Source organism: Bartonella occidentalis (assembly GCF_037070875.1).
Lineage (GTDB): Bacteria > Pseudomonadota > Alphaproteobacteria > Rhizobiales > Rhizobiaceae > Bartonella.
The window spans coordinates 395,742-410,404 of sequence record NZ_JAYMZJ010000001.1; the positions used below are offsets into that span (position 1 = coordinate 395,742).

A 14,663-nucleotide genomic window follows, 5' to 3' on the forward strand; every position below is an offset into this window, starting at 1 on the left:
TTGAAAGAGAGATATATTTATGGCGAATACACCTTCGGCTCAAAAAGCTGTGCGTAAGGTTGCCGTGCGCACGCAGGTTAATAGAGCCCGCCGTTCGCGCGTTCGTACATTTATGCGTAGATTTTATGATGCTTTAGCTGGCGGCGATAAGGCATCTGCGGAAAAAGCATTCAAGGATTTTGAGCCTGAAATTATGCGTGCTGTTTCCAAAGGGGTTTTTCATAAAAATGCTGCTGCGCGAAAAGTGTCACGTTTAGCAAAGCGTTTGAAAGCTTTTAACGCTTAAGCTTTTTCTATCTTTAAAGAATCAAGCCAGCATTTATTTGAATGCTGGCTTTTTTATTTGTTTATAAAAATATTACCTTTTAAAGCAGGAATAAAAATATTTGAATATTTTTTTCACTAATAAATAGGACAGATCAGTAAAATTTTTATGGTTATCCACAAGCTTTGTGAGTTTTTACAGAGTCTTTTTTGTCAAGTTTTTTTTTATTTTTTTTTAATCTGAATAGATTCTTTAATTATTGGTAAATTTAAAGAAAAAAAAGTGAATTGAATCAATAATTTTTCTCATTTTTCATTTATGTTAGCAAATCTACAGCGGTTTTTATGTTTTTTTGATTTAAGTTTGACCCCTTGCATTTTACTTCTGCTGTTTTGTATGGTCTTTCTTGGAGACTAAAAACATACAAGGTTCATATCAGTTAACTACTCTAGTGTTGAAGGTAGAATGCTTTTTGTAGGCTGGATGAATTCGCATGTTGTATAGGTTTTTTGGTTTTCTTGGGTGATGTGTTTTCTATATTGAAAAACGTATCATGCCATTGGTACAAGTAAATCTTATTAGTCATCTTTGTTAGTTGGGTTGTAATGAGGTTATCCTAGGGGAGGATGAATAATCTTAATTTTGGAGTAGAGCACCTTTGTTTTCGCTAAGTTAATTTTCGCTATTTGGCGGGACAAAATTTTAATTTTTATCAGGATGAAAGATGGTGGATAAATTGAACTCTAAAGCTAGTTCCTTTCAAAGGGTTTCGGTGAATATCCTGTCGACAGAGAGAATAATAAATAATGATGATATAATGGGTGTAACTCAGGCAGTTGGCGCAAGCGCTTCTACTGAGCATCCCATTATCTCAGAGGAGGAAGGCACGGCAGCTTTTGCTCGTGTGATGGCGCAATTAAAGGCGCAGGTTGGTATTGAGGCTTATACAAGTTGGTTTGGCCGTCTGAAGCTTGCAGAATATAGTCGCAATCTTGTGAAGCTTTCTGTTCCTACAGCGTTTTTGCGTTCATGGATCAATAACCATTATGGTTCTCTTTTGACTAGTTTATGGAAACAGGAAAATTCAGCGATTCTTCGTGTTGAAGTTATTGTTCGTGGTATGAAGCGTGTTTCGAAGAGCGCGGCATGTGGAACGAGTGCAGATTCTGTTGCGAATTCAGTGGTTGTTCCTGAAGAGCAGACTGCTTCGTCTTTCGTTGAAAGTTATACAGATCATTCAGGAAAGGGTGTTCAAACAGGAGTTTGTGGTTCTCCCCTTGATTCTCGCTATACTTTTGAAAGTTTTGTTGAGGGTTCTTCCAACCGTGTTGCTTTGGCAGCCGCGCGTTCGATCGCGGAGGGGCATAAAAGTGCTTTGCGATTTAATCCCCTTTTTATACATGCTTCGGTTGGTTTAGGGAAAACACATTTGCTTCAAGCTATTGCGGCTACAGCTCTGAGTCGTTTGACGCCTGCACGGGTTATTTATTTAACCGCTGAGTATTTTATGTGGCGCTTTGCAACGGCTATTCGTGATAATGATGCTCTTTCTTTTAAAGAACAGCTTCGTGATATTGACCTTTTAATTATTGATGATATGCAATTTTTACAGGGAAAGTCGATTCAGCATGAGTTTTGTCACTTACTCAACATGTTACTTGATAGTGCAAAGCAAGTTGTTGTTGCTGCGGATCGTCCGCCAGCAGAATTAGAATCGCTCGATCTTCGAGTTCGCTCTCGTCTTCAAGGGGGGGTCGCTCTTGAAATTGAACCGCCAGATTATGAGATGCGTCTAAAAATGTTGCGCCAACGATTAAAGATCGCGCAACAAGATGATAATATGATTGCAATTTCTGATGATATTCTCGAGTATATTGCTAAAACAGTTTTGGGATCAGGGCGTGATATTGAAGGGGCATTTAATCAGTTATTGTTCCGTCAGTCTTTCGAGTCCGATTTATCTTTAGAACGGATTGATGAGTTATTAGGTCATTTAACACGTTCAGGAGAGCCAAAGCGTATTCGGATTGAAGAAATTCAGCGTGCGGTTGCTCGTCATTATAATATTTCTAAGCAGGATTTGTTATCTAATCGTCGAACGCGTACAGTTGTCAAACCGCGACAGGTTGCTATGTATTTAGCAAAAATATTGACACCTCGTTCATTACCAGAGATTGGGCGTCGTTTCGGAGGACGTGATCACACAACGGTTTTACATGCTGTACGAAAAATTGAGGATTTGGTTTGTGATGATCAAACACTCGCTAAGGAGCTTGAATTACTTAAGCGGTTAATTGGAGAGCAGGCTGTATAGTTTTGGTAGTCTTTATTTTTTGGAGGTATAGTAGAGGGCTTAATAAAGCCAGCTGCTTGGATTTATCTAATAATCGCTTACTGTTTTGGAAGAGAGGTTAAGTAAATTGTAAGAAGTGATTTTTTCAAATGGGTTAGTTGTTTTTAATTTAGAGAATTCCTATAGTTCTTTGTAAATTGTTAATGGGGATTTTATGCGTATTACAGTTGATCGCAGTCAGTTTCTTAAGTCTCTAGGTCGTGTTCACCGTGTGGTTGAGCGTCGTAACACTGTTCCTATTTTGTCGAATGTACTGATTAACGCAGATAGTGGTGCTGTACAGTTGAAGGCGACAGATCTTGATTTAGAGGTTACAGAATCTTTTATGGCTAATGTTGAACAAGCTGGAGCAATAACTGTTCCAGCACATTTGCTTTATGAAATAGTTCGTAAACTTCCTGATAACAGTGAGATTATGTTGTCTGTTGATGAGGATCAGGCTCGTACAATGTCCGTTGTTTCTGGTCGTTCTAATTTCCAGCTTCAATGTCTTCCAAAAATAGATTTTCCAGAGTCACTGCCAGGTCAATTTGGTTACAGTTTTTCTTTATCAGCATCGAGTTTGAAGCGTTTGTTGGATTGTACACAATTTGCCATTTCTACGGAAGAAACGCGTTATTATCTGAATGGTATTTATTTTCATGTTATTGATGACGACGTTTTGAAATTACGTTTAGTTGCTACCGATGGGCATCGTTTAGCACAAGCTGATGTGGAAGCTCCTCCGGGGGTTGATGGTATGCCAGGTGTTATTATTCCTCGTAAAGCTGTAGGAGAATTACAAAAGCTTCTGTCCGAAGAGATTGGGAGTGATGTGCACATAGAGCTTTCAGAAACGAAAGTTCGTTTTTCTTTGGGGCCTTTGGTTTTTACATCAAAATTAATTGACGGAACATTTCCAGAATATCAGCGTGTTATTCCTCTCGATAACGATAAAAAATTAGTCGTTAACAGACAGGACTTTTCTTCTGCGGTTGATCGTGTTTCAACAATTTCAAGTGATCGTGGGAAAGCAGTAAAGCTAATAATTGAGCAGGGGCAGTTGAGGCTTGTTGTTAATAATCCTGATTCGGGGAGTGCAGAAGATCAATTGGCGGTGACTTACATGTCTGATTCACTTGAGATAGGGTTTAACTCACGTTATCTTTTGGATATTGCTGGACAATTTTCAAGCGATGAGATAGTATTTATGCTTGCTGAGGCTGGGGCACCAGCTCTGATTCGTGATAATGATAATGCTGATGCGCTTTATGTGCTGATGCCCATTCGTGTTTAGGGGCGGTTGTTTTGCAGTGCATGGCGGGTCGTGTGCACAAAGTGGCAGTGAGGCAGCTAAGGTTAGTACGTTATCGCAATTATTCTTCCTTTAATATTCATTTTTCTGGTCAGCATGTAGTGTTTACGGGTCATAACGGTGCTGGTAAAACTAATCTTTTAGAGGCGTTGTCTTTTCTTTCTCCTGGTCGTGGTTTACGGCGTGCAGCTTATTCTGATATCAGCTTTGCGGATGGTGGAGGTGCAGGGTTTGTTGTGTTTGCTCGTCTTCAATGTGATCTTTATGGTGAAGTAAATATTGGTACAGCTTTAGAGATTGGCGATAATAGTCGAAAAATACATATTAATGGTATAAATGAGACAGGGGACTGCTTAGCGGATTATTGTCATATTAGTATACTGACTCCTTCTATGGATGGGCTTTTTACGGGTTCTGCACTCGAGCGCCGCCGTTTTTTAGATCGTATGGTTTTAGCTATTGATCCTTCACATGGTCGTCGTATAGCCGATTATGATAGAGCTATGCGTGCACGTAATCGTCTATTTTCGGATGGAAACGAAGATCGCGCTTGGTTTGATGCTCTAGAAATGCAGATGGCAGAATTGGCAACAGCTATTGCTGCAGCACGTATTGATGTTATTAGACTTTTGAATGATATGTTCGCACAAACATTAGTTCATTCACCTTTCCCACGAGCTTTTTTGCAAACTGATGGTTTTTTGGAAACAGCTCTCAGTACAGTGTCAGCGGTTGAAGTTGAAGAGCAATTTTATGATCGGTTGCGGCGTAACCGCGCAATAGATCGAGCTGCAGGTCGAACATTAGAAGGACCACATCGCACAGATTTACAAGTTTTTTATGCAGATAAAAATATGGCTGCAATATCTTGTTCAACAGGTGAACAGAAAGCTTTGCTGACCGGTTTGGTTTTGTGTCATGCGCGTTTAGCAGGCATGATGTCGGATAGAGCTCCCATTCTTCTTCTTGATGAGATAGCTGCCCACTTTGATTCTCATCGGCGTGCTGCTTTATTTGATATTCTGGATGATTTAGGTGGACAAACATTTATGACAGGAACAGATCGACTTTTATTTGATGCCTTAAAAGGACGAGCAGAGTTTTTTGAGATTAAATCTGGTGCTTTATTACAGTAAAACCTGCTAGAAGTTTTTTAGAAGACAATAATCGAGAAGAAGAGGTTTACTATGTCTACGATTATAACGGTTTTAAATGGCCCTAATTTAAATTTTCTTGGCAGACGTGAACCAGAAGTTTATGGCACTAACACTTTGGAAGATATTGAACAGTTTTGCAGAAAGCGCGCAGAAAAACTTGGTATGCTAGTGCATTTTCGTCAAAGTAATTATGAGGGACAACTTGTCGAGTGGATACAAGAAGCTGTCGGGGTGAGTAATGGATTGGTTATCAATCCAGCTGCATATAGCCATACATCTGTAGCAATTCTTGATGCGTTAAAAATATTTACAGGACCTGTAGTAGAAGTTCATTTATCCAATATTTATCAGCGTGAAAATTTTCGTCATCAATCCTATATTTCTGCGGGTGTAGATGCGGTTATTGTTGGGTGTGGTCGTGATGGATATTGGTTTGCGCTTGAATATATTGCTGAACGACTTAATTTTGATGTAGGAAAACAGAAATAATCTAATATCAGTGAGGAAATTTGAATTTACTTGATAATTCTTTTAAAATGGGTAAGCATACCTAGAAGGTGTTGTCGTTTCCTATAGCGGCTTACAATGTGATGGGGCATGTAGAATGAGAGACTTTGTTAAATGGGTAAATATGCTCGTGATTTTGGGAATTGCGTTGCTTTTATCTGGGTGTAAAATTGATGTTCTTCAACCATCGGGTTATGTTGCACGTCAACAGCTCATTCTCATTGTTACGTGTGTTGTTGTTATGTTGTGCGTCGTAATTCCAGTTATGGTTGCAGTGGTCGTTCTAGCTATCAAATATCGTGCATCGAATACGACAGAAGATTATTTACCTGATTGGGGGCACTCAAATAAAATTGAAGCTTTTATGTGGGGTATCCCGATTATTATCGTGACGGTTTTAGGTTTATTGACAGCCTACTATACTTATCAGCTTGAACCTTCCAATTCTTTGCCAGTGAGTGTTGTGGGTGAGAAGAAGCCATTACAAGTAGATGCTATTGCTTTAGACTGGAAGTGGCTATTTATTTATCCTGAGTATGGTATTGCATCGATTAATGAAATTTATGCACCAAAGGGTCGTCAAGTGTTGTTACAGGTAACATCAGAGAGTTCTGTTAATGCATTTTGGGTACCAAAACTTGGGACAGTTCTTTATGCTATGCCGCAGATGAATGCTAAGTTGCATTTAGTAGCTGATGAGCAGGGAATATTTAATGGAAGCTCAGCAAATTATAGTGGTGATGGCTTTGCGCACATGCGTTTCCAATGGCATTCTGTATCTTTAAAGGATTTTGATGATTGGGTTGCTAAGGTTCGAAAAAATGGCAAAAAACTTGATCGTTTATCTTATCGTCAGCTTGCCATTTCTCCTATTATGGGTGATATTGCTGCAAAAGAGAAAGATGCTAAAGTGCGTTATTTTGCGCCTGTTGAGGAGCGGCTTTATTATCGGGTTGTTAATCGATGTGTTGATGATAATACGGTATGCAATGAGAACTTGATGAAGCGTGCTGCTGCTCAGACACTTTGGGGTGCGCTTTGTTCTGTTTTTGATCCAGGTGTTATTTAGAAATTGTCAATCTAGAAACAACCTCTTTTTAGAAGGTTTCTTTTAAACTGAAGTTCATTTGATATAGGGTGAGAAATGTTTGGAAGACTTACAGATCCTGCGGCCGGCGCTTTTCATGCACTGACACACGAGCCGATCGTTCTTTATACATGTATTACAATTGTTGTAGGCGGTTTAGTTACTGCCATTGCTTTAACCGTATTGGGCTGGTGGGGGAGCCTTTGGCGCAATTGGATTACGACGGTTGATCATAAACGTATCGGCATTATGTATATTATTCTTGGACTTATCATGCTTTTTCGTGGCTTTGCTGATGCGATTATGATGCGAACACACCAGGCTTTGGCATTGGGGAGCGAGACAGCGGGTTATTTACCACCTGAGCATTTCGATCAAATTTTTTCGGCTCATGGTGTTATTATGATTTTCTTTATGGCTACACCGATTTTGTTTGGTCTTTTCAATTATCTCGTACCGCTTCAGATTGGAGCTCGTGATGTTGCATTTCCATTTGCGAATAATCTAGGGTTTTGGATTACTGCTGCTGCTGCGATATTAATTAATGTATCGCTTGGTATTGGGAATTTTGGTCGTGGTGGCTGGTTGATGTATCCACCTTTCTCAGAATTACAAAATAGTCCAGATACAGGGGTGGATTATTATCTATGGTCACTACAGCTTTCTGGTATTGCGACAACAATGGGAGCAATTAATTTTATTGCGACAATCATTAAAATGCGCGCTCCTGGAATGACGATGATGAAAATGCCCGTTTTCTGTTGGTCTGCTTTTGTCAGTAATGTTCTTATCCTAATCATTTATCCTGTTTTAGCAGTTGCATTTGCATTATTAGCAGGTGACCGTTATTTAGGCATGAATTTTTTTACTAACTCTGCTGGTGGTAATCCAATGGTATGGATTAACTATGTTTGGATTTTTGGTCATCCTGAGGTTTATGTTTTGGTCGTTCCTGCTTTTGGGATTGTTTCTGAGATCGTACCAACCTTTTCTTCAAAAAGACTCTTTGGTTATTCTTCAATGATATGGGCAATTTTAGTTATTTTGATTCTTTCACTTCTTGTTTGGGGACACCATTTTTTCACAATGGGTGGTGGAGAAGCTGTGAATACCTTCTTTGGTATTGCAACAATGATTATTGCAGTTCCGACAGGTGTTAAAGTCTTTAACTGGCTGTTGACCATGTACAAAGGTCGAATTCGCTTTGAACCTCCAATGCTTTGGTGCATGGGAATGGTATTCACGTTCGTTGGTGGAGGATTGACAGGCGTTTTGATGGCGATTGTTCCTGCTGATTGGCAGTTTCATAATTCTTTGTTTTTAATTGCTCACTTCCATCATACAATTATTGGAGGTGTTATTTTTGCTTATTTGGCTGGATTGGCGTTTTGGTTTCCAAAGGCCTTCGGCTTAAAACCAAATCGCATATTAGGAATTGCGTCCTTCTGGTGCTGGTTTGTTGGTTTTTACCTTGCTTTTTTCCCAGTTTATACGCTTGGCTTAATGGGTGCAACGCGCCGGCTTCAACATTATATTGAGCCTAGTTGGCAGCCTATGTTTATTGTTGCTGCAATAGGTGCTTGTATTATTCTGCTTGGTATTCTTTGCTTTGTCTTGCAAGTTGTTTTGGCTGTTTGGTATGGCATTAAACACAAAGGGCGTTTGCCGGTAACGTTGAATGATTCTTGGGGTGATGCACGTACACTCGAATGGTCTATCTCTTCACCTCCTCCCTCATATAATTTTGCTGTTATTCCGCAAGTGAAGACTGAGGATGCTTATTGGGAAATGAAAAAAAATGGCTATGAACGTCCGATTAGTGGATTCGAAAAAATTCATATGCCGTCAAATACTTCCGCTGGAGTTATTGCAGGTTTCTTTTCATTAATTGTTGGTTTTGCTCTTGTTTGGCATATTTGGTGGCTTGTTGCGGTTGGATTAGTTGGTTTTATTGCGACGATCATCTGTCATTCGTTAACGGGTGATCATCATGGGTACTACATTTCATCTGAAGAGGTGCAGAAGACGGAAGATATCTTTACAGCTGTTCTTAAAGAACAAGGAGCAAAATCATGAATGTGGTTGCAACAAATAGCGCTGATATAGATGAGCATCATCATGATAATAGTTCGGTCATGATATTTGGGTTTTGGGTCTATATTCTTTCAGATTTGATCCTGTTCTCGACGCTTTTTTCAAGTTTTGCTGTGTTTTCTGCTTCTTATGGTGGTGGGAAAACTGGCAATGAATTTATCAATTTAAACTTTGTTTTAGTTGAAACGGCTATTTTGTTACTTTCATCAATTACTTATGGATTTGTGATGATACAAGCTCATAAGAATAACCTCGCTGGTGTTCGTTTATGGATGGCAGTTACTTTTGTGCTTGGATTATGCTTTGTTGGAATGGAAATTTATGAATTTCATGAACTTTTGAATGAAGTCTTTTATTTCGAGCCTAGTGCTTATGCTGGTCTCGACCCTGTAACAGGTGTGAAATTTTTTGGGAGAGAGGTTTTATCTGCTTATTGGTCAGCATTTTTTGCTTTAGTTGGCACCCATGGCCTTCATGTGAGTGTTGGTCTACTCTGGATGATTGTCATGTTTTTTCATTTGCGTCGTTGTGGTTTGGATCAAGATAACAAGACACGATTAACGTGTCTTTCAATTTTTTGGCATTTGCTTGATATCGTTTGGATTGGTGTTTTTACTATGGTTTACCTATTAGGAGCATTATAATGAGTTCGCATGATGAGACACATCCCCCAAGTGTTGGTTCCTATTTTGTAGGTTTTGTTTTGGCTGTTTTATTTACTTTAGGCTCCTTTATTCCTGTAATGTATGGGTTGCTGGATAGTTGGGCAGTTAGTACGAAAGTCATTTACCTTATTGGAATGGCGCTTATTCAGATTACTGTACAGATTGTTTTCTTTTTGCATTTGAATTCTGGTCCAGATGCCAAGTGGAATTTGGCAACTTTATGGTTTACGGTAATGTGCGTTTTCATTATTATAGGTGGAACTTGGTGGGCTATTTCTCACTTAAATTATAATATGATGGGTGGCTCAGGACGTGTTATTGAGCCAGATACCAATATGACGTCACTGGAAGAAACTGTGACAAATAAAGAGAAGCCAGAACATTCTTCATCTTTTTATGAACAGCAATGAAGTGCAGAATATTAAAACGGCAATATACAATCAATGTTATTCTATCAAGATCAGGAATGATCAGTTTTGTATTGTGGAAAGGAACATGGATTAGATTTTGTAGAGGGGTTTTTGGTTAGTTTGGTTAGATAAACGGATTGAATGTTAGAAATTATTACAACAAGAAAATAAAGTGATTAAACTTATTTAGTGTTTAGATTTCTGCTTATCCTGCAGCTCTGAAATGGAAATCAAATGTGCATTGAGATATATCTAGGATTCACGCTTAGGGCACCATTCCATCAAGTGTAGAAGGATACACATCGATGATCTAATACTCAATATATAAATTTTGCGCGGATTTTTTTAATCAGTAGTTATTGCTTTTCGCAGCTTAATTTCTGTGCTTAAAATATCATACAAGTAAGCATAACTCATTTGGTGGAGAAGGAAAATTACTGTTAATTGATGTTTTATCGTGCAATGAGTCTCATATTTTTGATCAAGAAGAACCTTAATATAGAAAAACTGAGAAGGCAAAGAGAAGTTTGAAGTTATTTTTCAACAAATGGGAGCAAGACATCCAAATTTTCTGAACTATTTAGCAAGTATGGTTTAAAAGAAAAAAAGTTATGGGTTTGAGAGATATTAAATGAAGTTGTAATTTTGATTCAAAGCCAATAGTTACTTATAGATCTAGAAGCAATCATGCTTTTACAGATCAACACAAATATCATGAAGAAGATAGTATTTCAGCTTCAGTGATTTATGAGAGTATTTAATTTTTAGGTATTTGCCACAATAATATACCAAACTAAAATTAAAAATTCCAACAAGTGATCAGGAAACTTAATGAATTCTGCTTTGATGACAGTTATTGGTGCTGGTTCTTATGGGACAGCATTGGCTATCGCGCTTGCACGTAATAACCACCGTGTTTTGCTTTGGGGATATAATCCTGAACATATAAAAGAATTGCAGAAACATCGCTGTAATCAGACATTTTTACCAGATATTAAATTTCCTGACAATGTCTCACCTGAAGCGTCTCTTGAGACTGCAATAACAGAGAGTCGCAATATATTAATTGCTGTTCCAAGCCATGCATTTCGTCAGGTGTTGTGTAATATTCAACCTTACTTAAATCAACATTCACGCATTATTTGGGCAACGAAAGGTTTGGAACCTGGTACAGGACGCTTATTACAAGACGTTGCTCGTGAAATTTTAGGAGATAAAATTCCTTTAGCTGTCTTTTCTGGACCAACTTTTGCTAAAGAATTGGCAATGGGTTTTCCTACTGTAATTACGGTAGCAGCTTCTGATGCTGAATTTAGCGAAGAGCTACAGAAACTTTTCCATTGTGACAAAAATTTTAGAGTTTATAAAAATTCGGATATGATTGGTGTTCAATTAGGTGGAGCAGTTAAAAATGTCATTGCTATTGGCGTGGGAATATCAGATGGCATGGGCTTTGGAGCAAATACTCGAATAGCTTTAATTACACGAGGGTTAGCTGAAATTAGTCGTTTAGGCGTTACCATGGGTGCCGAGCCTTTCACATTTATGGGAATGGCAGGATTAGGTGATTTGGTTTTGACATGTACTGATAATCAATCTCGTAATCGTCGTTTTGGAATATTGCTTGGTCAAGGAATGAAGATAGAAGAAGCACAAAAGCAGATTGGTCAGGTTGTTGAAGGCTGCTTCAGTACCAGTGAAGTATATAGATTGGCACAGCGTCTTGGAGTAGAAATGCCAATTACAGAGCAAATTTATCAAATCCTATATTGTAGTAAAAGTGTATTTGAAGCAGCTAATACACTACTGAGCCGTACATTAAAAGATGAAATGCATGATACAGTAGGACTTTAAGTTACCTAAATGTATGAAAGAAAGAACTATATTATCACAGAAGTCTTATATAAAAAATTGCGGCTATTATTTTAATCAAAACAACCATACTACCTTTAGAAATTTTGTAAATTCATATGAACTTTTGATACAGTATGACTTAGAAAAATCGTAGTTATTTTAAAGATACATATTTTACCAATAAATCCCTTTCCATGAGATATATCATCTACGTTAGAATTTTAAGCATTAAAAATCTATCTATAAAGCGATAAACAAATGATAATTTTGGCTATTAAAAATGATTATTGATATCATTCTTCTTGAGCGTCTTCAATTTTCTTTAAATCTTCGAGTATTGGCATAGCCATAACATTATAACCTGAATCAACATAATGAATTTCACCAGTAACACCTGACGATAAATCAGAGAGCAAATAAAGAGCGGCTTTTCCAATTTCATTAATGCTCACAGTTCGGCGCAATGGTGCATTGCGGCGTTGATGAGAAAAGATAATTCGTGCAGCTGAGATACCATTGCCAGCTAAGGTTCGAACAGGACCGGCTGAAATTGCATTAACACGAATATTTTGTATACCAAAATCTGCAGCTAAATAGCGTACCATAGCTTCTAAAGCAGCTTTAGCAACACCCATAACATTGTAATTAGGAACAACTTTCTGTGAAGCTCCATAAGTTAATGTTAAAAGTGCACCACCATGAGGCATGAGCTTACTAGCTCGTTGAGCAATTTCAGTGAAGGAGTAGGCTGAAATGACCATTGTACGATTAAAATTTTCTCGTGTTGTGACATCGACGTAACGTCCTTTGAGTTGTGCTTTATCTGAAAAACCAATGGCATGTACAATAAAATCAACAGTTTTCCATTCTTTTTCAAGGTGTTCAAAAACACGATCGACATCTTCAGTTTTTTCAACATCACATTCAAATAATAATTTGCAACCAATCTTTTTTGCTAGTGGTTGTACACGTTTTCCGAAAGCATCTCCTTGGTAAGTCAACGCTAACTCAGCTCCTGCTTCTGCAAGTTGACATGCAATACCCCACGCAATCGAATGGTCGTTTGCGACTCCCATAATAAGACCACGTTTGCCCTCCATCAAACTTTTCATATTATTCTCCGTAAGACCATACTATTTAAAAGTCAGCTAAGAATTCCCACTTATGTATAGCGTTGGAAAACGAGCGTTGCATTCGTCCCGCCAAACCCAAATGTATTTGATAATACAGTATGAAGTTCTTTATTATCATAACGTTCACGAACAATTGGCATATCAGCAAAGGCTGGATCAAGCTTTTCTATATGAGCACTTTCGCAAATGAAGTTATGATTCATCATTAGTAACGTATAAATTGCTTCTTGAACACCTGCGGCACCTAAAGAATGTCCTGTTAAAGATTTAGTAGCGGAAATAGGAGGGCATTTATCACCAGCTCCAAAGATACGACGGATTGCTTCTATTTCAGGGGGATCACCAACAGGTGTTGCAGTTGCATGAGGGTTGATATAATCGATTTTATTATTCACATTTTTAAGTGCCATACGCATGCATCGCTCGGCTCCTTCACCAGATGGAGCAACCATGTCATATCCATCGGATGTAGCACCATAACCGATAATTTCTCCATAAATTTTTGCGCCACGTGCTTTAGCAAGCTCTAACTCTTCAAGAACCAAAACACCGGCTCCACCAGCAATAACAAACCCATCACGATTAATATCGTAGGCACGTGAAGCTTTTTCTGGTACGTCATTATATTTGCTCGACATAGCGCCCATAGCATCGAATAAAGCAGATAACGTCCAGTCTAAATCTTCGCAACCACCAGCGAAGATACGATCTTGTTTGCCATATTGTATTGTCTCATAAGCATTTCCGATACAATGATTGGATGTGGCGCAGGCAGAAGAGATTGAATAGTTCACTCCCTTAATTTTAAAGAAAGTTGCGAGTGTTGCAGATGCTGTAGAACTCATCGCTTTAGGTACAACAAAAGGGCCGATACGCTTTGGGCCTTTTTGGCGCGTAATATTAGCAGCTTCAACGATTGATTGAGTTGAAGCTCCTCCAGATCCCATAATAATACCTGTGTGCTCATTCGATATTTCATGAGGTTCTAACCCTGCATCAGTAATTGCCTGATCCATAGCGATATGATTCCAAGCTGTTCCACGTCCATGAAAACGTAAAGCGCGTCGATCAATCAATTCCTCTATGTTAATATCAGGTTTGCCATAAACTTTACTGCGAAAACCTAACTCAGCATATTGTGATGCGTAAGAAATACCAGATTTTGCCTCACGTAAGCTGGTTAAAACGGCTTGAGGGTTATTTCCAATCGCGGAAACAATTCCCATTCCTGTTATAACAACTCGACGCATTCATACCTCCTTGTTTCATACAGAATAACAAAATATTTCTTCTGATGGAAATAATATTCAGTCTTCTTTGAATAAAGCAACGCGTAAATCATTAGCTTTATAGATGGTTTCTCCATCTGCTTTGACCCATCCATCTGCTATTCCCAAGACTAAATTTCCACGTCGAATACGCTTAAAATCTATCCCATATTCAAGAAGTTTAGTTTGCGGTGTTACCATACCTGACAATTTTACTTCACCTGTTGATATAGCTCTTCCTTTGCCTTGTTCGCCTAACCAACCGAGAAAAAAACCTGTTAATTGCCACATGCCATCCAAACCAAGGCATCCTGGCATGACGGGATCGCTTATAAAGTGACAATCGAAGAACCATAGGTCTGGAATAATATCAAATTCAGCACGAACCATTCCTTTATTGTATTCACCGCCAGTTTCACTAATTTGGGTGATTCGATGAATCATTAACATCGGCGGTGCAGGCAATTGCGCATTACCTTTACCAAACATTTCGCCGCGAGCGCAGCTTAAAAGCTCTTCATAAGTGTAGCGAGACTTTTGTTCAGCCATTGTTACTCCATTTATTTGCATATGTTT

13 protein-coding genes are annotated in these 14,663 nt (G+C 38.5%); 10 read left to right on the forward strand and 3 right to left on the reverse strand.

The window, feature by feature from the left end:
• Positions 1-19 precede the first annotated feature (19 nt).
• The 10 genes from rpsT to gpsA all read left to right on the forward strand — a co-directional run bounded on the left by rpsT (position 20) and on the right by gpsA (position 11,686).
• Complete coding sequence (gene rpsT / locus WCP78_RS01675; RefSeq protein ID WP_336278778.1) at positions 20-286, forward strand: 30S ribosomal protein S20; 267 nt, start codon at positions 20-22, stop codon at positions 284-286.
• A 703-nt stretch (positions 287-989) separates the two neighbouring features.
• Positions 990-2,579: a chromosomal replication initiator protein DnaA gene (gene dnaA, locus WCP78_RS01680; protein ID WP_336278779.1), complete on the forward strand. Its 1,590-nt coding sequence runs from the start codon at positions 990-992 to the stop codon at positions 2,577-2,579.
• Between the two features lie 193 nt (positions 2,580-2,772).
• Complete coding sequence (gene dnaN, locus WCP78_RS01685; RefSeq protein ID WP_336278780.1) at positions 2,773-3,894, forward strand: DNA polymerase III subunit beta; 1,122 nt, start codon at positions 2,773-2,775, stop codon at positions 3,892-3,894.
• Between the two features lie 20 nt (positions 3,895-3,914).
• Positions 3,915-5,048: a DNA replication/repair protein RecF gene (gene recF / locus WCP78_RS01690; protein ID WP_336278781.1), complete on the forward strand. Its 1,134-nt coding sequence runs from the start codon at positions 3,915-3,917 to the stop codon at positions 5,046-5,048.
• Between the two features lie 51 nt (positions 5,049-5,099).
• The gene (aroQ, locus tag WCP78_RS01695; RefSeq protein ID WP_336278782.1) at positions 5,100-5,558 is read left to right on the forward strand and encodes a type II 3-dehydroquinate dehydratase; all 459 of its coding nucleotides are present in this window, start codon (positions 5,100-5,102) and stop codon (positions 5,556-5,558) included.
• 115 nt (positions 5,559-5,673) lie between these two features.
• Positions 5,674-6,645, forward strand: coding sequence for a ubiquinol oxidase subunit II (gene cyoA / locus WCP78_RS01700; RefSeq protein WP_336278783.1), 972 nt, complete (start codon positions 5,674-5,676; stop codon positions 6,643-6,645).
• A gap of 75 nt (positions 6,646-6,720) precedes the next feature.
• The gene (gene cyoB, locus WCP78_RS01705) at positions 6,721-8,739 is read left to right on the forward strand and encodes a cytochrome o ubiquinol oxidase subunit I (protein WP_336278784.1); all 2,019 of its coding nucleotides are present in this window, start codon (positions 6,721-6,723) and stop codon (positions 8,737-8,739) included.
• A complete protein-coding gene (locus WCP78_RS01710) occupies positions 8,736-9,401 on the forward strand; it encodes a cytochrome (ubi)quinol oxidase subunit III (RefSeq protein ID WP_336278785.1) in 666 nt (221 codons plus the stop codon). The genes cyoB and WCP78_RS01710 overlap by 4 nt, the downstream gene beginning before the upstream one ends.
• Positions 9,401-9,832 carry a cytochrome o ubiquinol oxidase subunit IV gene (gene cyoD / locus WCP78_RS01715; RefSeq protein ID WP_336278786.1) on the forward strand — a complete coding sequence of 144 codons (432 nt, stop codon included), beginning with the start codon at positions 9,401-9,403 and terminating at the stop codon, positions 9,830-9,832. Before WCP78_RS01710 ends, cyoD begins: the two co-directional genes overlap by 1 nt.
• Before the next feature lie 831 nt (positions 9,833-10,663).
• The gene (gene gpsA, locus WCP78_RS01720) at positions 10,664-11,686 is read left to right on the forward strand and encodes an NAD(P)H-dependent glycerol-3-phosphate dehydrogenase (protein WP_336278787.1); all 1,023 of its coding nucleotides are present in this window, start codon (positions 10,664-10,666) and stop codon (positions 11,684-11,686) included.
• Positions 11,687-11,979: 293 nt separating this feature from the next.
• Here the strand turns inward: gpsA and fabI are convergent, their stop codons facing one another.
• The 3 genes from fabI to fabA are packed head-to-tail and all read right to left on the reverse strand — an operon-like array spanning position 11,980 to position 14,636.
• Positions 11,980-12,798 (reverse strand): enoyl-ACP reductase FabI, encoded by an 819-nt coding sequence (gene fabI, locus WCP78_RS01725; RefSeq protein ID WP_336278788.1) that lies wholly within the window; start codon positions 12,796-12,798, stop codon positions 11,980-11,982.
• 50 nt (positions 12,799-12,848) lie between these two features.
• Positions 12,849-14,069, reverse strand: a complete 1,221-nt coding sequence (fabB, locus tag WCP78_RS01730) for a beta-ketoacyl-ACP synthase I (RefSeq protein ID WP_336278789.1) — start codon at positions 14,067-14,069, stop codon at positions 12,849-12,851.
• A gap of 57 nt (positions 14,070-14,126) precedes the next feature.
• The gene (fabA, locus tag WCP78_RS01735; protein ID WP_336278790.1) at positions 14,127-14,636 is read right to left on the reverse strand and encodes a 3-hydroxyacyl-[acyl-carrier-protein] dehydratase FabA; all 510 of its coding nucleotides are present in this window, start codon (positions 14,634-14,636) and stop codon (positions 14,127-14,129) included.
• Positions 14,637-14,663: the final 27 nt, after the last annotated feature.

What these genes read in the sequence shown, in the direction of transcription:
- aroQ (WP_336278782.1), top strand. Translation starts at nt 5,100, where the DNA reads ATGTCTACGATTATAACGGTTTTAAATGGCCCTAATTTAAATTTTCTT.
- rpsT (WP_336278778.1), top strand. Translation starts at nt 20, where the DNA reads ATGGCGAATACACCTTCGGCTCAAAAAGCTGTGCGTAAGGTTGCCGTG.
- WCP78_RS01710 (WP_336278785.1), top strand. Translation starts at nt 8,736, where the DNA reads ATGAATGTGGTTGCAACAAATAGCGCTGATATAGATGAGCATCATCAT.
- fabI (WP_336278788.1), bottom strand. Translation starts at nt 12,798, where the DNA reads ATGAAAAGTTTGATGGAGGGCAAACGTGGTCTTATTATGGGAGTCGCA.
- dnaA (WP_336278779.1), top strand. Translation starts at nt 990, where the DNA reads ATGGTGGATAAATTGAACTCTAAAGCTAGTTCCTTTCAAAGGGTTTCG.
- fabA (WP_336278790.1), bottom strand. Translation starts at nt 14,636, where the DNA reads ATGGCTGAACAAAAGTCTCGCTACACTTATGAAGAGCTTTTAAGCTGC.
- gpsA (WP_336278787.1), top strand. Translation starts at nt 10,664, where the DNA reads ATGAATTCTGCTTTGATGACAGTTATTGGTGCTGGTTCTTATGGGACA.
- fabB (WP_336278789.1), bottom strand. Translation starts at nt 14,069, where the DNA reads ATGCGTCGAGTTGTTATAACAGGAATGGGAATTGTTTCCGCGATTGGA.
- cyoA (WP_336278783.1), top strand. Translation starts at nt 5,674, where the DNA reads ATGAGAGACTTTGTTAAATGGGTAAATATGCTCGTGATTTTGGGAATT.
- dnaN (WP_336278780.1), top strand. Translation starts at nt 2,773, where the DNA reads ATGCGTATTACAGTTGATCGCAGTCAGTTTCTTAAGTCTCTAGGTCGT.
- cyoD (WP_336278786.1), top strand. Translation starts at nt 9,401, where the DNA reads ATGAGTTCGCATGATGAGACACATCCCCCAAGTGTTGGTTCCTATTTT.
- recF (WP_336278781.1), top strand. Translation starts at nt 3,915, where the DNA reads ATGGCGGGTCGTGTGCACAAAGTGGCAGTGAGGCAGCTAAGGTTAGTA.
- cyoB (WP_336278784.1), top strand. Translation starts at nt 6,721, where the DNA reads ATGTTTGGAAGACTTACAGATCCTGCGGCCGGCGCTTTTCATGCACTG.